Origin of the sequence: Nocardioides sp. URHA0032 (assembly GCF_000620645.1) — a bacterium.
Taxonomy (GTDB): domain Bacteria; phylum Actinomycetota; class Actinomycetes; order Propionibacteriales; family Nocardioidaceae; genus Nocardioides.
The window spans coordinates 1-19,161 of sequence record NZ_JIAV01000015.1 but is presented as its reverse complement, the minus strand read 5'-3'; the positions used below and the strand labels follow the sequence as shown (position 1 = coordinate 19,161).

Here is a 19,161-nt window from a genome sequence, read left to right as displayed (position 1 = left end):
AGCTCGAGAGGGGCAGCGAGGAGTGGATCTGCGAGAGGTGCGGTGGTCGTCACGATGCGGCGCTCCTTGGCTCCGGGATGAGCCCAAACTAGGAGGGACGCAGGGGGTTCTACATGCCTGAAATGAGGCACGTCCACGAGCAGTTCGCGATTCGGTGGCCGATCGCGGAGGCGGCGAGGAGCCGGCCGGGGCCGTCAGGCCGACAGTCGCGAGACGGCGTGCCATCCCACGCGGTTCGCCAGGCCCACCGCTGCCAGCTGCGAGGACACCTCCAGCTTGGCGAGGATCGACTTGACCTGGGTGCGCACGGTCGCCTCCGAGACGACGCTCAGCGCCGCGATCTCGCGCACCTGACGACCCTTCATCAGGTGCACGAGGACCTCCTGCTCGCGCTTGGTCAGCAACATCAGCCGGGCGACCATCGCCTCGCGCTCCTGCCGCTGATCGTGCCAGAGCCGGAGCAGCTCCTCGCGCTCGGTCCTGTCCATCACGGGAAGGCCCTGGTTGATGCGGCGGACGACCGACAGGACGTCGTTGAGCGCCATCGTCTTCGGCATCGCCTTGCGCGCTCCGTACCGCAGGCACTCGCCCCAGCGCGACCGGTCAGCGGACCCGGTGACGACCACCACCTGGGCGCCGGCGGTCGCCAGCGGCGCGATCAACCGGGTCCCGTCGTTGTGCTCGCCGAGGTCCAGGTCGAGCAGCACGATCCGCGGCCGGGTCCTGATCGCCGCTGCCAGCAGCCCGTTGAGCGATCCCGCTGTCTGCGGCTGGGGCAGGCGTCGCACGTCGTACCCCTCCAGGGAGAGGGCGAGCTCCATCGACTCCGCGAACAGGGCGTGGTCGTCGATGATCAGGACGCGGACCTCGCTGCGTGCCATCGTCTGCGTCACGACCGCTCCTCCGCGGGCAGGCCCAGCACGAACGTCGCGCCGGGGGCTTCGGAGTCGATCAGCCTGAGGTAGCCGCCCAGGTCCTGGATCAGCTGCTGGGCGACGTTCAGGCCGATCCCCTGGCCGTGCGATCCCTGACCACGCGCCCCCCACTCGAAGATCCGGGAGCGGACCGCGCTCGACACCCCCGGTCCGGTGTCGGAGACCACGACCTCGATGACGTGGTCGACACGACGCGTCTCGACGGACGCGCCCGCGCCGCCCGCGTGCTGGATGGCGTTCTCGAGAAGGACGTTGACCACCTCTGCGACCTGGTCGGAGCGGGCGATCGCCCGGTCGCCGCCCGGACTCCACCGGATCGGGTATCCGCGGGTCCGGTGGCGCAGCACGATGGGTTCGATCGTCGCATCGATGTCCACAGGCGCGACTGGGCCCGTGGCACCGTCGGTGAGGAGTCGTTGCAGGCGTCCCATCTCGGCGTCGACCATGCTCTCGAGCTTGCGCCGATGGGTCGGCGACACCGACGACTCGTGATGGAGGAGCCGGGAGGCGGCTCCCAGGCCGGAGATCGTGGCGCGCAGCTCGTGCAGCCGAGCCTGCTCGACGCGGGCGCCGGCCTCGGCCTCCTCGAGCTTGCTCCGGAGCGTCTCGAGCGCCGCGCGGTTGTCCGACCACGAGGACCGGAGCAGCGCGAGGGCCAGCGTCAGCAGGGTGGTCGCGCCGAGCAGGGTCGCGAAGATGGCGACGCTGCTCTCGACCACGCCGCGCGGGGCAGGGTAGGCGGCGACGTGACCCACGCCCAGGAGTGTCAGCGCGATGGTCAGCCGGACCCGCACCCACCGGGGCGCGACGGCCAGGGTGAAGACCGCCACCACGATCGCCACGTCCACGACCAGCACGACGGCGGTGAGGGCGTTGACCGCCGTGGGCGAGAGGTGCGCGGGCGCCGTGTAGTTGACCAGCACGTAGCGGGTCACGACGACCACGCCGCCCAGCACCGTCCCGGCGAGCAGGGGATCCACGCGGAGCCGGTGGTGGCGGGCGAGGAGCGCGACCGCGAGCAGGATCGCCGCGAGCAGGACCTGGCTGAGGAGGAGCCGGACCGGGTGGCTCTCGACCACCTTCGGGTGCGCCACGATCGAGCCTGCCAGAGCGAGGGACTGGACGGCGACGGCGACGAGCGCCAGGACCAGCCAGCTCGCTCGGCCGCCGGTCAGCCTCCAGTGCAGGTAGAGGAGGAGCGCGGCGAGCACCTCCACGGCCGCGGTGACGACCACCGCCGCCGCGGCGAAGTCGCTCGCGTCCTGGTAGCCCCCCACCACCAGGGGGAGGACCAGCAGTGGTGTCACCACCGTCGCAAGCGCGGGGGCGAACCACTCGCCCCCCCGGACGAACCGCAACCGCCAACCACGCTCCATACTTCCCCGCTCCCCCTTGTCCCGAGCCCCCCACGGGCGACGGCCCTGCATGCGTACGTCCTGCCGACGCGGCGCCTCGGCGCGACGACGCCCCGATCGCTCCCAGCCCTGCTCAGCGGCCGCCGAGGCCCCGAGCCTTACCCCCGGACCCTGGCCTTGCGCACTTGTCGAGATTCGTCCCATACCCACAGCCGGAGTATTTTGCGCCCACCGCGACCGTCTGGGCAGTTCGGGGTTCTTTACCCCAATTTGGTGAGGGAGAATCCGGACCGAATCGTCCGGAAGAGTTGAATTGTCGAGTTAATGACATGACTGTGATCCCGGCATTCGTGCGACGTCCATGTCCCCTTAGTCTCGCAGTTCCCCGAGGTCAGGGGCTCGAAACTCCAAAAGAACTGCATTCCCGGGATAGCGGGGGGATGGACTTCACCCGAAAGTATGAGGCGCCGCCGAAAGGGTGGAGGAGGCAATTAAAGACGAATGCAGTCCGCCCGTTTGCCGGGTCGGATCCCCAATTATGGGCGGATTAGCGCCCCGGAACGCATCGGATGTCGATTCACCGTCACGATCCACCTCGATGGTCCAGTCAGAAGGGCGCCCCGACGGGCGCCCCACGTCAGCCTCACCCGGAGCCGTGCGCACTCGCGACCACCGCTCGGGGCGGTCGGCCGCGCCCTCGGCCGCGCCGTCGGTCGTGGTCACCTGCGAGCTCACGCTCGTCGCGCAGACGGTCGCCGCCGCCCTGGGGCATCGCGGCGTCCCGACCACGTCGGTCCCGTGGTGGATGCTCGCGGCTTCGCTGCGCACCGGCAGGAACGACCTCGTGGACCCCGCGCTGCTCCGGCGTGCCGACGTCGTCCTGCTCATCGGCGACCTCGCCTCGGGGTCCGTGCTGCGCGACATGCGCGAGCTGGGGCCCGCCTGTCGGCGGCCGTGGGTGGTGATGTCCGACGCGGCCGAGGGGCCGGAGTGGGGCGGCGCCCTCGAAGCCGGTGCGCGCGCCGTGCTCCCGGGCTCGACCTCGTTGGCCGGCATGGTGGAGGCGCTCCAGGTCGTGGCCCGTGGAGGAACGCCGCTCACCGCCCGGAAGCGCGCCGACCTCGTCCACAGCTGGCGCAGGCTGGACGAGCGGCGCCACGATCTGCGTGATCGGCTGCAGAGTCTCAGTCCTCGCGAGGAACAGGTGCTGGGGATGCTCTACGAAGGCACGACCGTCAGTGAGATCGCCGGTCGCCTCGCCGTCTCCGAGACCACCGTGCGCAGCCAGGTGCGGGCCGTGCTCCGCAAGCTCGGCGTCGACTCCCAGCTGGCGGCCGTCGCGGCCCTCAGGGAGCTCCGGCAGGCCGGTGAGGGGCACTGAGCCTGGTCCTCAGCCTGCCGCCGGCGATCTCCGCCTGCTGCACACCACCACCCGGGAGCGCGGGTTGCGTTGCGGACGCTCCGCCGTGCAGCCGGGCCCACCGCGGGCGGGGCGGCGGCGCCGGGCAGACCGGCGGGGCGGACTCCCAGGGCCGCCGGGGCGTCCAGTCGAACCAGGTGCGCAGCTCGCGGTTCCAGCGGTTCGCCGGCAGTGCGGGATCCAGCACCGCCATGCCGACGCAGTACTTGCTGAGCCGTACCGGGCGGCGTCCTTCGGCGATGAGCAAGCGGTCGAGCCGGGACAGCGCGCCGCGGGTCTTCGACTCCACGACCACCAGCCGGTCCAGCGGACCGTAGGAACATCCGCGTCGATCCTCGAAGCGCAGGTCGAGGTCGCAGGTCATCCGCGCGTCGCCGTCGACCAGCGTCGTCCGGAGGTAGGTCGTCGTCAGCACCGGTTCCAGGAGTGCCGCGCTGACGGCCTCGCCGACCCAGTCGCCGGCCAGCAACCGGGCAGAGCGATCCAGACGGTGACGGTCGTCGAGGGGGTACGGGTAGCGCTCCTTCACGGTCTCGCCGCGCCTGCCGACGCGCTTGAACTCCAGCTGGCAGTCGCCGGTGTCCAGGTAGGCCCGGGTGCGCACCTTCACCCGTCCGGGCCGGTCGTGCGCGTGCTGGTGGTACGTCGCCCGGTCCGGCGTGTCGAAGTAGATCGACTCGTACCGGAACAGGCGACGCCCTCCGATCTCGAGCACCGAGAAGTGGCCGGCCACCTGCTCGAGCACCGCCGCGAACACGTCGAGCGGGACCAGGTACTTGCGGTCGACGCGTGTCTGCAGCGCCGCGCTGGCCAGCACCTCCTCGAGGGTGACGGGGGCCAGCCGCGCGAGGGTCTCCTCCACGCCGCCCCGCGTGGACATGCCCGTCACCGTCGCTCGCCGGAGAGCGTCGTCCCGACGTGGTCGGGGGTGATCAACGTGGCCACCCCGTTCCTGACCGCCGCGTGGTGGCCACCCGGCCGGTAGCGGACGTCGACGAGGGTGACGTCCCGCACGAGGTCGACCTCCTGCACGATGAGGTGGCGCACGTCGTACCCCAGCCGGGTCTCGATATGGGCCCGCAGGACGGCCTCGTCGGCGATGGCCGAGTCCAGCGTCAGCAGCTGGCGCCGACTGCGGGGGAGGAGCCGAGGGTGGTCCGCGACGTACATGACGAGGACGAGGAGCCCGATGAGGAGCGGTGCCACGTAGGACGGGCTCGTCGGGACGCCCGCGAGGAGGCCGAGCGCCAGTGCCACGAAGTAGTACGCGATCTCCTCCTGGGTGATGCTGTCCGAGCGCAGCCGGATGATGGAGAGGATGCCGAACAGCCCGAGGCCGAGACCTGCACCGACCGAGGCGGACGTCAAGGTCGTCGTCACGCTGAGGATCCCGACGTTCAGCGCGAGGTAGGCCAGCACGAGGTCCCGGCGTTGGTGTCGTCGGAAGTACATCGTCGTCACGAGGACGATGGCGACGACGTCGCAGGCGATGAGCACGATCTGTTGTGGCACGGGTGTCCGCCTCTCTCTGGTTCCCGGGTCGATGGATCAGGACGCCTGCCGCAGCACGATCGTCCACATGGTCGCGGCGCCCGACGCCGCGTCCGCGGTCGCGGTCACGCCGGCGTAGGTCCCGCCCGGCACCGGACCCGCGGAGTCGGCCAGCACGCTGCAGACGTGCCCGGCATTGGCTCCGCACGAGGTCTGGCGCGACGTGACCGTCGACGGCAGCGCGAAGGTCGTGGTCGCCGAGGACTTGTCCGCCCAGTACGACACCACCCAGTCGCCGGCGGCCGCATCGAGTTCGGGCGTGGTGTGAGCATTACGGACCGTCGTCTCGGCCGTCCGGGCGATCCTGGGCTCCAGGGTGTCGCCCGAGTAGGCAGCCACCGTCAGCGTGTACTTGGCCGCGGCGTCCATCGAGAACCGGACGGTCCGCCCCGCGTCGCCGGCCTGTGCGGTCCGGGAGTACATCAGCGTCCGCATCGTCCCCGAGGTCACGCCGTCGACCAGGGTCCAGCCGGTCACGCCGCTCGGATCCCCCACGACCCGCGTCGCGTCGTTCAGGCTCAGGACCATCAGGAGACGGTCGCCCGCCTGGGTCCCGGCAGGCACGACGGCGTTCGGCGTGGAGACGTTGCCCTGGTTGGCGGTCGACCCCACGGCAGCGATCGGTCTGGCCGCGACCGGCGCGACCGCCCGGGTCGCGGACCCCTGGCCTCCGTCGTTGTCGGTCACGGTGAGCGTCACGGTGACGCTTCCCCCCGCCGCGTAGGCGTGGTCGACCGAGGCACCGCTGACGTCGGTCGCACCATCACCGAAGTCCCAGGCGTAGGACGACAGGGTCCCGTCACTGTCGGACGACCCGCTCGCGTCGAAGTGGCACCGGACGAACGTGCAGTCCACGGTGAACGCCGCGGTGGGCGCGGCGTTGTTCCGCACCACCACCACCGTGCGGGTCGACGACCCGGTGACGCCCTCGTCGTCGGTGACGGTGAGGACGACGTCGCGCGACCCCGAGGTTCCGAAGTCGTGCGTGGCGGTCGACCCGTCCGCTGCCTGTCCATCGCCGAAGTCCCAGTGGTAGGAGACGATCGAGCCGTCCGGGTCCGCCGACGTCCGGCCGTCGAAGTCGCAGACGGTGCCGTCGCAGCTGGAGGTCCAGGCGGCGGTCGGTGCCTGGTCGGGGGCGACCGTCCGGAGCACGATCGACCAGGTCGTCGCGGTGGCGTTCGCGGTGTCCGCGGTCGCCGTGAGACCGCCGTACGACCCGGTGGGCACGGCGCCTCCGGAGTCGGCGAACGTGCTGCAGATGTGCCCGGAGGACGTTCCACAGCCGGCGTTGCGGGGGGTCACCCCGGCAGGCAGGATGAAGCCGGTGGTCGCCGCGGACTTGTCCGCCCAGTACGACAGCACCCACGAGCCCGCCGGTGCGTCGACCGTCGGGGTGGTGTGGGAGGCCCGGTTCACGGTCTCGGCGAGGTCGGCGTGGACCAGCGCACCGGGCCGGACGCCGGAGTAGTCGGCCACCGTCATCGTGTACTTGGCGGCGAGGTCGAGCCCGACGGTGACCTTCTTCGCGGCGTCGCCGGCCGTCGCGATCTTCGTGTAGACGCGCGTCTGCATGCTGCCCGACGTCGTGGTGCCGAGCACCGTCCAGTCCGTCACGCCGGTGGGCGCCGCCAGGACCCGGTTGCTCGCGTTGAGGGACAGCACCACCACGAGTCGGTCGCCGGCGGCGGTCGCCGCCGGGGTCGTGACGTTCGGGGTGGTGGTGTTGCCCTGGGTGACCGCTCCGCCGACGTACGAGACGGTGCTGGCTTCGGGGGCGGCGACGACGTCCTGGCGCGACGACGCGTCGTCCGTCGCGTGCTGGTCGTCGGTGACCACGAGCGTGATGGTGTACGTGCCGGGCACGGCGTAGCGGTGGTCCGCCGTGCTGCTGGTCCCGGTCGTCCCGTCGCCGAAGTCCCAGGCATAGTCGGTCACGGTGCCGTCGACGTCGCTCGATGAGGATGCGTCGACGTGGCAGTCGAGGTAGTCGCAGTGGGTCGTGAAGGCGGCCGTCGGCGGCTCGTTGGGCTTGACGACCGACACCTGGTGGGTGACCGAGGAGGTCAGGCCACCGTCGTCGGTGACGGTGAGCGTCACGTCGTACGAGCCGGTGGCCGGGAAGTCCTCCTGCGGGCTCGGCCCGCCGCCCTCCCCGCCGTCGCCGAACGTCCACTCGTACGACGTGATCGTGCCGTCGCCGTCGCGCGAGCCGCCGGCGTCGAACGTGCACGACAGCGCGGCGCAGCTCGAGGTGAAGGCGGCCGAGGGCGCCACGTTCGGGAGCACCGACGCGAGGAACGTCGCCCGGCCACGCCAGTCGGTCGTCGCGTTCGCGACCGAGGACGTCCCGCTCGGTGCGCCGGAGGTGAAGGGGATCCGGAGCAGCTGTCCGTTGGTGCCGTTGACCACGTACAGCGTGCTGCCGTCGAGGAACATCCCCTTCGCGCTGCTCCAGGTGATGTTGCCGCCGGAGACGGTGTTCTCGATGCCGCCGACGATGCCGCTGTCGGGCGAGAACCACCGCCAGAACAGCGAGTTCTGGCCGCTCCGGGTGTAGTACATCCGGCCGTTGGCGTAGAACATCCCGGTGACGCTGCTGAGCTGGGTGTACCAGGTGGGCAGCACGCCGGTGTAGGTCTGGCCGGCCGGCCCGCTGCCCGTCTCGACGGTGTTCCACAACGGGTCGATGTACGGGTTCACCGGTGTCGGGTCGCCGAAGCTGGTGCCGTTGAACGACCGCCGGTAGAGCATCCCGTCGGTCTGGCCGTAGTACAGCGTGCGGCCGATCATCGCGGCGTTGCGCACGTTGCTCCAGTCGAAGGTGCCGGTGCTGACGTCGCCGCGCGACCGCACCGTGGTCCCGTCGAAGTCGACCACGCTGGCCCGGGTCGCGTTGGACCCGGCCGTGGTGTTGACGATCTCGATCGCGTTGACCACGGGGTTGCCCGTGACGTGGGTGAAGTCGACGTTCACCGTGCCGTCGCTGGTGATGTCGAACGACTTCATGGTGCCCTTGTTGACGCCGGGGTCGGCGTTCGGGTCGTAGTTCGCGAGCTTGGTGACCCCGTCGATCAGGACGTTGAACCGGCGGGTGGCGCTCGACCGGCTGGCGAAGAACAGGTGCACCTGCGTGCTCGTCCCTGCGGCGACCGGGAAGCTCCACTGCATCTCGTTGCCGCCCGTTGGGTCGTTCCGCTCGGACGTCCAGATCCCCAGGGGCGTCGACGCCGGGACGTTGACCAGGCTCGCGGCGGTCAGCGCGGTCTGCGTCGCCGCCGTGCTGCCGGTGTTGTGGAGCGAGCTGGGGGCCGCGGTCGTGTCCGCGCTCCAGTCCGGCCCGTTGTCGGTCGAGGCGATCGCTGCGCCGCCGGCGTCGACCCGGTAGAGCACGTTGCTGGACGCCAGGGGGGCGCCGACGTACACGTTGCCGGGCAGCGTGCCCGTGCTCTTCGACGCGGTGTTGTACCCCTCGCTGTAGGGGAAGAAGGCCAAGCGCGGGCGCTGGTAGCGGCGGTTCCCGACCCAGTCGGTGTCGCTCACGATCCACACGCCGGCGTCGGTCTCGTAGATCTCGTACGCCGCCTCGCCGCGCGGGTTGCGGCCCGGGTTCCACCGCAGCGGGATCCCGGTCTGCGGGTCCAGCGCCACGAGGCCGGGCCGGGGAACGGCGCCCTGTGCGGCCCTGTCGGAGCCGTTGGGGTTGTTCATCCAGCGCTCGTGCCCACCGACGTACACCGCCGACTGGGTCACCTCGACGCCCCAGAGCGTGTCGCCGCCTGAGGTGTCGGTCCACGTCGGGGTGAGCGCGGTGCCGCTCGCGTAGGTCTCGAACCGCGCGGCGGTGTCGCACAGGGTGCCGCTGTGGGGCCCGCCGGTCGCTGCGATCACGAAGAAGGACCCGTCCGGTGACATCTCCACGTCGCGCACGTAGCTGTCGAAGGCCGACGGAGAGCAGATGGGGGTGTAGAGCGTCGTGTTCCAGGTCGCCGACACCGCGGCCGTGGCGCCGGTCAGGTCGATCATGACCACCTGGTCGCGGGCCAGCCCGCCGACCGTCCGGAAGTTTCCGACGACGATCAACCGGTCGCCCGCCGGGGTGACACCCGACTCGCGAGGACCGACCGGTGCCTGCGCGCCGGATCCGGAGTTGTTGTGGTGGCCGGCCACCGCGATGTCCAGGAACGGGTCGAAGGCGCCCGTGGTCGCGCTCAGGGTCGCCAGCTGTCCGTGGGCCACGCCGCCGATCCGGTTGAAGAACCCGCCGATGAACAGCCGGTTGCCGGGGAGCAGCTCCATCGTCTCGATGCCGCCGTTCGTGCTCGGCGGCTTGAAGGTCGACACGGCCTGGCCGGTGTTGATGTCGAGCAGCTGGAGGTGGCTGGGACCCTTGCCGTTGATCTTGTCGAAGTCGCCCGCGACGTACACGGTGGAGTCGGTGGGTCCGGGCAGCAGCTGCTGGACCTGGCCGTCCACGGTCGGGTTGAAGGTCTGGCTGACGAGTCCGGTGGTGGCATCGAACGCGAAGAGGTTCTGCCGCGTGTACGGCGTGCCGTTCATCGGGTCGGTCACCTGCGTGAACAGGCCGCCGGCGACCATCGTGGTCCCGACCTGGACGATCTTGGTGACCTCGCCGTCGAGCACCCAGGGCGTCTTCTTGGTGGGAACGTCGCCCGGCATCCGGTCGGCGGACGGTGCCGCCGTCGCCGCGGCGGCCGTCGCTGCAGGCGCCACCCGTGCCGTCGCCGCGTCGGCCGGGCGCACGCCGATCGAGCAGATCGACAGGGCGAGCGCGAAGGCAGCGACGAGGACGAGAACGGTGCGTGAACGCATGGTGACTCCCAGTTGACGCGGACGGCGACTTCCTGACATCTCAGACCGCTTCGCCCTCTGTCGGGGGCTCCACGAGCCGGACTGCCCCGACTTTGGGGATGTCCGGGGCCTCGGTGAGGGCGGCCAGCGGACCTCGGGGTGCCCGCCAGCCGCCCGGCCGGTACGCCGGGTCCGCCACCTGCTCGGCCGTCGGCGACCCGAACGCCGGCAGCCCGGTCGACCGCCGCAGGGCGCCCCAGACGACCGGGAGGGCGAGTGCGACCAGGGCGCCGACGACCACCACGGCGACCGGGTGGGTGTCGTCCTCGCCGGCGCCCAGCGGTGCCCAGCCCGCCTTGTCCAGCAGGGCGACGCCCGACATCGTCAGCACGACGACGATGCCGCGCCGGATCAGTGACTGCGGCACCCGTGGTGCGATGAGGCTGCCGAGCACGGTGCCGGGCACGGATCCCAGGACCAGCGGGATCGTGATGCTCCACGTGAGGCCGTGCAGCGCGATGTTCGAGATCGCGGCGGCCATGACCAGGGGCACCGCCTGGACGAGGTCGGTCCCGACCAGGCGGACCGCGGACAGTCCCGGGTACAGCATCAGGAGCGCGATCATGATGACGGAGCCGGAGCCGACGCTCGTGATGCCGACCAGCAGGCCGCCGGCGGCGCCGACCAGCACGGTGGGGAGCGGCCGGGGCCGCGGGGCCGCCGTGGCGACGCTTCGTCCGCTGCGGATCTGTCGCAGGTTGAGGTAGAGGCGCAGCGCGTAGGTCAGCGCCGCGAGGAGCAGCGCGAACCCGATGCAGAGCTTGAGCACCCGGTCCAGCTCGCCCGGCGGCGCCGCCCAATTGATGAGGAACGGCCCGGCGAGCGCCATCGGGACCGAGCCGAGCACGAGCCAGCCCGCCAGGGCCAGGTCGGGCGACCCCGTCCGGTGGTGGACGACGGCGCCGCCGGTCTTGTAGAGCGCGGCGGCCGTGAGGTCGGCCGTCACCACCGTCGGAGCGTTGCCGACGCCGAGGAAGATCAGCGCCGGCGTCATCAGGGCGCCGCCGCCCATGCCGGTGAGCCCGACGACGACGCCGACCAGGAAGCCGGCCGCGAGCACGGCGCCGGAGGTCGTGGCTACGTCTCCCATGGCTGCCTCCCGTCTCCCCGGCCGTCCGGCCGGATCGGACGCCATCAGACCCGTCGGGCGGGCGCTCACCGTGGGCCTCCGGGGCAATTCCCCGAATTCGGGGATAGCCCGCCGACAACCCCCGAACCCCTCCGCGAAGTTGCCTAGGTTCCATCGCAGGCCACAGGCGCCACCCCCCGGACGGGGAGCGCGCCACGAGCACGTCCCGAGGGAGCGCAGTGATGATGGGTTCAACAAGCAGCCGCCGGATCCGGAGCAGGATCGCGGCCCTGGTCGCGCTCGCCGTGACCGCCGCCCTCCTGGTGGTCGGCTTCGCAGCCGCCCCCGCGACGGCGGTGGACACCATCTCGTTCCGCGCGGGGACCCAGGCGACGTTCAACCAGCCCACGGCCCGGGTGACGATCCCGGCGACCGTGCGGGAGGGCGACGTCATGCTGCTCTTCGTCACCAGCAACAAGGCGCTGGCGTCGGTCACGACGGACCCCGCCGGCTGGACCCGGCTGGGGACCAGGCTCGCCAGCACGGACACCGAGACGATCCTCTACACCCGGGTCGCCGTGGCGAACGACGCCGGCAAGAACGCCGCCGTCGCCTTCTCGGCGACCACCAAGTCGGCGATCAGCCTGGTCGCGTACGACGGTGCCGCCCCCGAGTCACCGGCCTTCGCGTCCGCGGCGGAGACCGTCAGCCGGGCGACGCACACCACGCCCGGCGGGTCGGTCGCCTCGGCCGGCTCCTACGTCGTGTCGTACTGGGCGGACAAGTCGTCCTCGCTCACCACCGGCTGGACGACCCCCTCCGGCCAGACCCAGCGCAGCATCGCCCTCGGCACCGGCGCCGGCCGGATCACCTCGATGACGACCGACCCGGGCGCTCCCTCGGCTGTCGGGTCGAGCGCCGGGGTCACCGCGACCGCCGCCGTCGCCAGCGCCAAGGCGACCATGTGGACGGTCGTGCTGCGGCCGGACCCGAACGCCGACCCGAACGTGGCGCCGGTCGCCGCCTTCACCACCAGCTGCCCCCAGGCCACGTGCACGGTCGACGCGTCCACCTCCACGGACACCGCTCCCGGCACCATCGCCTCCTACGCGTGGGACTTCGGTGACGGCGCGACGGGCACCGGCCGGACGACGACGCACACCTACGCCACCTCGGGCACCCAGACGATCTCCCTCGTGGTCACCGACGACCAGGGCGCGCAGTCGACCACGGTGAGCCACACGGTCACGGTCACCGCGTCGACGAGCACGGGCGTCCCGGGACACACCCACCTGGTCCCGGACAAGCCCCGCACCAACACGCCGATCATCGGCAACGGCGAGATCTGGGACATCGAGGTCGTGCCGAGCCTGAACCGGGTCTTCATCGCCGGCAGCTTCACGTCCATCCAGAACAACTCGGGGACCAACACCCAGACGTACAACCAGGCGGGTCTGGCGAGCTACAACTACCAGACCGGCCTGGTCGACGCGTCGTTCCGCCCGACGTTCAACGGCGGCGTCGCCGCGGTCGAGGCGACGCCGGACGGCAGCAAGCTGTTCGTGGGCGGCGACTTCAACACCGTCGGTGGCGCGGCCGCGCAGAAGGTGGCCAGCCTCAACCTGACGACGGGTGCGCCCCTCGCGAGCTTCGACTTCACCAAGAACACGAACAACCAGGTCACCGCCCTGGCCGCCAGCAACTCGACGCTGTACGTCGGCGGCCGGTTCACCCGCATCAACGGCGCGGTCAAGAGCGCGCTCGCGGCGGTCAACACGGCCTCGGGCGCGGTCGACACCGTATTCACCAACGACATCACCGGGGGGATCGGCGTCAACGGGGCCCTCGGCGTGCCCCAGCTCAAGCTCACCCATGACGGCAGCAAGCTGCTCGTCGTGCACACCGGCCGACAGATCAACGGCCAGGACCGCTACGGCATGGGCATCATCGACACCGCGACCAAGCAGCTGCTGCCCTGGCGCAGCCGCCTGTGGGACGACAACCTGGCTCGAGTGGGTGGCGTCACGCGCATCTACAACGGCGACATCTCGCCGGACGACTCCTACTTCGTGGTGACCAGCGGGTCCGGAGGTGACGCGCCGCCGATCAGCGACACGGCGATCGCCTTCCCGCTCACGGGCAGCGCGCTGCAGAACTCCGACGTGCAACCGCTCTGGATCGCCCGGCACTTCGACAGCATCTACTCGGTGGCGATCACCGAGCAGGCCGTCTACCTCGGCGGGCACTTCCAGTTCATCGACTCCCCGTCGGCGGACCTGCCGTACCCGGGTCTGCAGAACGTCGGCTACGGCACCGGCCAGGGGCTGGCCGGCTACGGGCTCGGCGACCAGGTCGTACGGCGGGACCACATCGCCGCTGTCTCGCCCGCCACGGGTCGGGCGCTCGAGTGGAACCCCACCGGCGGGTCGAACTCGTTCGAGGGCAACAAGGCCATGGAGGCCACGCCGCGCGGCCTGTTCATCGGCGGTGACGGCATGTTCCAGGGCGGCGTCCGCACCGGCCGGGTGGGCTTCTACGACTTCAACAGCGTGACGTACCCGCCGGCACTGCCGGACACCACCATCACGGCGCCGATCGAGGGACGTGTCGTCGCCAACAACACGCCGTTCACCATCACCGGCACCGCCCGGGTGACCAGCGGCACGGTCGGTCGCGTCCAGGTCCAGATCCAGGACCGGGACAGCAGCCAGTACCTCGCGGCGGACAACACCTGGACCAGGACGGCGACCACGGTCAACGCCACGCTCGACCCGGGCACCGGCACGACCCGGAGCTGGCACCTCGACAACCGGCTCGTGACGACCAACCGCAACATGCTGGTCTCCGCGCAGGCGTTCACCGCGGCGACTGGCGGCACGGGCGACAGCACGAAGGCGACCAAGAAGTTCGAGTCGTTCGGTGTCGACGACCAGACCCCGACCACCAACATCACCGGACCGTCGGGTGTCCAGACGTCGACCACCTTCACCGTGACCGGCACCGCGGTCGACGACAAGGGCGTCAACTCGCTGACGTACTGGTTCCGCGACGACCAGGAGCGCTACCTCCAGGACGACGGGACCGTGAGCCCGATCTACAACACCTTCCGCGGCACGCCGGACGTGATCGGGGCGACCAACGCGACGTGGTCCTACGAGGTGACGCTGCCGCACGAGGGCGTCTGGCGTGGCAGCGCGACCGCGATCGACACGACGGGACAGTCCGACCTGCGCAGCGCGACCCGTGACTGGACCGTCGACTCCAACGCCGTCGCCCCGAGCGTGACGATCAACCAGCCGGCGGCGATGACCCCGCCGTTCACGGTCCCGCCCGTGACGGTCGAGCCCGGCGGCAAGCTCACCTTCGCCGGCACGGCCGCCGACGACGAGGGGCTGAAGAACGTCGAGATCACGCTGCGCAACAACAGCACCGGCGAGCGGCTGAGCAACGACGGGACGTGGGGCACGTCGGTCACGGCCGGCAGCTACCGCATCTCGCCGGTGGACATCAGTGGCTCGACGTACAACTGGAGCTACACGACGCCGTTCAACCTGTCGCCGGGCAGCTACTCGTTCACCGTGCGGGCGACCGACGACAGCGACCTCACGACGGCCTCGGCGAACCAGGGCAGGCTGACGGTCAACGCCCAGATCTCCGGTGACCTGCCCCCGGACACGACCATGGCGTTCACCGCGCCGACCGACGAGTCCCTGGGAATCAGCCTCTCGGGCACCGCCACCGACGACAGGGGCGTGGCCAGCGTCAAGGTGTCCCTGCAGGACCGCGACACCGGTCGCTACCTGCAGCCGGACGGATCCATGGCCGCAGCTGTGGCGTCGCTCAACGCGACCCTGGCGAACCCGGGTGCGACCAGCACCAGCTGGACGCTCGCCCGGACCCTGCCCACCCAGGGCAACTGGACGTTCACGGCCGTGGCCGTCGACTCGGCCGGCCAGCAGGACCCGTCGACCACCGGCGCCACCGCGACCTACGCGGCCTACCCGAACGACGGTGCTCCCGCGCTGAGCGACACGCTCGGGCAGCCGCAGAGCGGCGCGACCTTCAACAGCGGCACGATCGTGGTCACCGGCCGGGCGGAGGACGCGGCGGACGCCTACGCGAGCATCGCGTCGGTCCAGGTCGGCGTCGTGAACGCCGCCGGCCAGTGGATGAGCTCGACGGGCACGTTCACCAGCACGACCGCGAGCTACCGCACCGCGTTCCTCAACAGCCCGGGCAGCGCCGGGTCGAACTACTCGTACACGACGCCGGTCATCCCGGCCGGCACCTACACGGTGCGGGTCCGCCCGGTCGACGTCCACAACCAGATCGGCACGGAGCGGATCTCCACCGGGATCGTGGTCAGCCAGCCCTCGAACAACCCGCCGGTGGCCAGCTTCACCTACACCTGCAACAAGAACGTGTGCACGTTCGACGGCCGCGGGTCGACGGACGAGAACACCGCGTCACTGACGTACTCCTGGAACTTCGGCTCCCAGGGGACCGCCACCGGGCCGCTCCCGACCAAGACGTTCACCGCCCCGGGCACCTTCCCGGTCACCCTCACCGTGACCGACGAGTGGAAGGCGACCAACACCTCGGCGGCGCAGAACGTCACGATCACCGAGCCCTCGGGCAACAGCGCTCCGGTGCCGACGTTCGCCCAGAGCTGCCAGGGCCTCACCTGCGCGGTGAGCAGCCAGGGCACCACGGACCCGAACACCGGCGACGTCATCAACTACTCGTGGAACTGGGGTGACAACACGACGCCGAGCACCGGCGCCTCGCCGGCCGCGCACGTCTACGCCGGCGCCGGTACCTACACGATCACGCTGACGACGACGGACGGCTGGGGCAAGGCCGCGTCCACCTCGAAGACCTTCACCCTCTCCGAGCCGGCGGGCAACAGCGCGCCGCACGTGGAGTTCACGACGAGCTGCACGTCGTTCACCGTGTGCCAGATGAACAGCTCGGGGACCGCGGACGCCGAGGGCGATGCGATCACGTACTCCTGGAACTGGGGAGACGGCACGACGCCGACCACCACGGCGAGCCCGGCCCACACCTACGCGACGGCGGGGACCTACACGGTCGCCCTCACCGTCACCGACGTGTGGGGCAAGGCCACCACGGTGTCGCACGACGTGACCATCACCGAGCCGGCGAGCAACAACGCGCCGACCGCGGTCATCGCCTCGGGGACGTGCTCGACCCTCACCACCTGCGTGATGAGCGCCACCGGGAGCAGCGACCCCGACACGGGCGACGGCATCCGCAACTACGTGTGGAGCTGGAGCGACGGCACCGCCGACACGACGGGTACGTCGGCCAGCCAGTCGCACGTCTTCCCCGTCGCGGGCACCTACACGGTGACGCTGAAGGTGCTCGACAAGTGGGGCCGGAGCAGTGCGCCGGTCACGCAGAGCGTGACGACGCTGGCCGAGCCGGCCGGCAACAACCCGCCGACGGTGGTGTTCGCGACGCCGACCTGCACCGGGCGCACCTGCTCGGTGAGCGCCGCGGGCACGACCGACAGCGACGGCGGCATCCGCAGCTACACCTGGAAGTGGGGTGACGGGTCGGCCGACACGGTCGGCACCGGCACCACGTCGTCGCACAGCTACACCGCCGCCGGGACCTACACGATCACGCTCGTCGTGACCGACAACTGGGGCCGGACGAGCTCGGCCACCCGGCAGGTGACGGTGACCTGAGGGAACGCGCGCGCGAGGGGTCGCGGCCGACCGGCCGCGGCCCCTCGTCAGTGCCCGCACCGTGCGCCACGTCACACGCCGGGGCGACCCTCCGACGTCCGCGGAGCCGACTTCGCTACGGTGAGCGCCCGTGGAGACGATTTCTCGGAGCCCCCTCGACCGCCGCAACGCCCTTCGCCTCGGCGCCCTCCTGGGCGCCGCCGGCACGCTGACCGCCGCGACGACGTCCAGACCGCTGCCCCCGGCGGCGGCGGCGACCGCCACCCGGCAGCGGCAGGGCCGGCCGCGCCGACTCGGTCCCCGGCCTGTCATCCGGTCCGGGACGACCCTCATCGGGATGAGTGCACCGGCCGATGCCTGGCACCGGCGGGTCCGGGAGGTCGGCCACGGCCTCGGTGCCCGGCGGATCTACGCCGACCTCGCGGACGGTGCGGACAGCCAGCTCAAGCTCGTCGAGCAGGCCCACGACGCCGGCCTGCTCCCGGTCATCTCCTACAAGGTCGGCGGTGACGCCGCGGGGGCGGTGAGCGGCAGGTACAACGCCGTGGCCGAGCGCGCCGCGGCCCGACTGGCGTCGTACGACCTGGCGACGGCCGTGTCGTTCTGGCACGAGCCGTACGGCGACCTGACCGGCGCCGAGTACGCCGCCGCCAGCAAGCAGCTGCTGCCCGCCTTCCGGCGGGGCCGGCTCAAGGTCGGGCCGATCCTCAACGGCTGGTTGCTGGACAACCAGAAGGGCGTGTTCGCGTCGTACTGCCCCGACGACCTGTTCCACCTCTGGGACTGGTTCGGCATCGACACCTACGAGTCGGGTACCCGGACGAGTCCCGGCGACCGGAAGCCTGCCGAGCGCGTCGCCGCGCTATCGGACTACCTGGCTGCGCGCGGCCACCGGAGGATGCCCCTCGGTGTCGCCGAGTACAACGGCTACAGCGCCCGGTCGATCGCGGACATGGGCGAGGCGCTCCTGGCGACGCGGAACGTGTGGTTCGGCTGCGTGTGGAACTCGACCGGGGGCCGGGGCTGGACGCTCAGCGGCGACCGGCTCGCCGCGTTCCGCGACACGCTGGCCGACCCCCGCTGCGCCTGACCGCCGGGCCGGAGTCCCGGCCCGGTCGGCCTGGCGTCAGCGGGGGACGATGTTGGTGGAGCGGGCGGATCGTGGGCTGGTGCCGACGGCGTTGATGGCGACGACTTCGAAGCGGTAGTTGCCGGCGGTGAGGGTGAAGGAGCGTTGCCGGACGCTGGCGCCGAGGATGGGTGAGGTCGTGGTGGACACGACGGTGGCGTCGGCGGCGGAGGAGCTCATGCGCAGGGCGTAGACCTGGTAGCCGGTGATGGGTGAGCCGCCGGTGCTGGTCGGGGCGGACCATCGGGCGATGGCGGTCAGGGAGCCGCCGGCGGCGCCCTGGCTGGGGGTGCCGATGATCGGGGCGCTGGGGACGGTGGTGGCGGCCGGGGTGACGGTGTTGGAGGAGCTGGAGTAGGTGCCGGTGCCGGCGCTGTTGGTGGCGGCGACCTGGAAGTGGTAGGCGGTGCCGTTGGTGAGGCCGGTGACGGTCAGGCTGGTGGCGCTGCCGCCGGTGGGGCGCAGGACGCCGACCTGCTGCTCGGCGCTGTTGAGGACCTTGACCGAGTAGCCGGTGATGGCCGAGCCGCCGTCGTCGGTCGGGGCGGTCCAGCGGACGGTGGCCGAGGCGCTGCCGGCGGTGGCGGTGCCGATGGTGGGGGTGCCGGGGGCGGTGACCGTGGGGGCGCCGGTGGTGGAGCCGGGGGTGCCGGAGCCGGTGGAGAGCTGCCAGTTGGCGGGGTCGTTGTTGTCGGCGGTGAGGTTGGTCAGCTCCAGGGACTGGCCGGTGGTGGAGGTCGGCCAGCCGGTGCCGCCGTAGCTGACGGTGTCGGCGGTGGTGCCGTCGGGGCGGGTCAGGGTCAGGGTGCCGCTGGGGGCGAGGTTGTTGTCGTAGCGGTCGCCGACGAAGACGGTGGAGCCGTAGGTGCTGCGGAAGGTCGGGTCGTCGCTGATGAAGGTCATCGTGGCGTGCGGCAGGATCACGGTGCCGGGCTGGATGGTCAGGGCGATGCCGCCGGCCAGGTTCCAGCCGGACAGGTCGATGGCCTGGTTGCCGGGGTTGTAGAGCTCGACGAACTCGGCGTCGTCACCGGCGGTGGGGGAGTGCTGGATCTCGTCGATGACCATGTCCGGCGCGGCCGGCTGGTTCCCCGGCACCCGCGAGTCCGACGCGAA

The 19,161-nt window shown here is 71.3% G+C and carries 10 protein-coding genes; 3 read left to right on the top strand and 7 right to left on the bottom strand.

The features are described 5' to 3' along the window. Nucleotides 1–194 precede the first annotated feature (194 nt). Both N538_RS0104500 and N538_RS0104495 read right to left on the bottom strand, forming a co-directional pair. Complete coding sequence (locus N538_RS0104500; RefSeq protein ID WP_231496135.1) at nucleotides 195–893, bottom strand: response regulator; 699 nt, start codon at nucleotides 891–893, stop codon at nucleotides 195–197. Further along, a complete protein-coding gene (locus tag N538_RS0104495; RefSeq protein WP_155991965.1) occupies nucleotides 890–2,245 on the bottom strand; it encodes a sensor histidine kinase in 1,356 nt (451 codons plus the stop codon). The genes N538_RS0104500 and N538_RS0104495 overlap by 4 nt, the downstream gene beginning before the upstream one ends. Nucleotides 2,246–2,945: 700 nt before the next feature. Here N538_RS0104495 and N538_RS23860 point away from each other — a divergent pair. Continuing rightward, nucleotides 2,946–3,671 carry a response regulator transcription factor gene (locus N538_RS23860; protein ID WP_051548777.1) on the top strand — a complete coding sequence of 242 codons (726 nt, stop codon included), beginning with the start codon at nucleotides 2,946–2,948 and terminating at the stop codon, nucleotides 3,669–3,671. On the opposite strand, the gene N538_RS23855 is transcribed toward N538_RS23860, so the two are convergent. The 4 genes from N538_RS23855 to N538_RS23840 are packed head-to-tail and all read right to left on the bottom strand — an operon-like array spanning nucleotide 3,637 to nucleotide 11,223. Continuing rightward, the gene (locus tag N538_RS23855) at nucleotides 3,637–4,590 is read right to left on the bottom strand and encodes a polyphosphate polymerase domain-containing protein (RefSeq protein ID WP_051548776.1); all 954 of its coding nucleotides are present in this window, start codon (nucleotides 4,588–4,590) and stop codon (nucleotides 3,637–3,639) included. The two genes, N538_RS23860 and N538_RS23855, sit on opposite strands and share 35 nt — an antisense overlap. Nucleotides 4,591–4,595: 5 nt before the next feature. Then, entirely contained in the window at nucleotides 4,596–5,222 is a 627-nt protein-coding gene (locus N538_RS23850; protein ID WP_231496134.1) for a DUF4956 domain-containing protein, read from the bottom strand. A gap of 36 nt (nucleotides 5,223–5,258) precedes the next feature. Continuing rightward, nucleotides 5,259–10,094, bottom strand: coding sequence for a PKD domain-containing protein (locus tag N538_RS27195; RefSeq protein ID WP_051548773.1), 4,836 nt, complete (start codon nucleotides 10,092–10,094; stop codon nucleotides 5,259–5,261). A 40-nt stretch (nucleotides 10,095–10,134) separates the two neighbouring features. After that, complete coding sequence (locus tag N538_RS23840) at nucleotides 10,135–11,223, bottom strand: sulfite exporter TauE/SafE family protein (RefSeq protein ID WP_081790281.1); 1,089 nt, start codon at nucleotides 11,221–11,223, stop codon at nucleotides 10,135–10,137. A gap of 221 nt (nucleotides 11,224–11,444) precedes the next feature. Between N538_RS23840 and N538_RS27190 the strand changes: the two genes are divergently transcribed. Together N538_RS27190 and N538_RS0104460 are read left to right on the top strand one after the other, a co-directional pair. Continuing rightward, entirely contained in the window at nucleotides 11,445–16,916 is a 5,472-nt protein-coding gene (locus N538_RS27190) for a PKD domain-containing protein (protein WP_155991964.1), read from the top strand. A gap of 130 nt (nucleotides 16,917–17,046) precedes the next feature. Continuing rightward, on the top strand, nucleotides 17,047–18,006 hold the full coding sequence (locus tag N538_RS0104460) for a hypothetical protein (protein ID WP_028636303.1): 960 nt from the start codon (nucleotides 17,047–17,049) through the stop codon (nucleotides 18,004–18,006). Nucleotides 18,007–18,042: 36 nt separating this feature from the next. On the opposite strand, the gene N538_RS29430 is transcribed toward N538_RS0104460, so the two are convergent. Continuing rightward, nucleotides 18,043–19,161, bottom strand: a 1,119-nt coding sequence (locus N538_RS29430; RefSeq protein ID WP_197025238.1) for a fibronectin type III domain-containing protein, incomplete at its 5' end; no start/stop codon positions are given.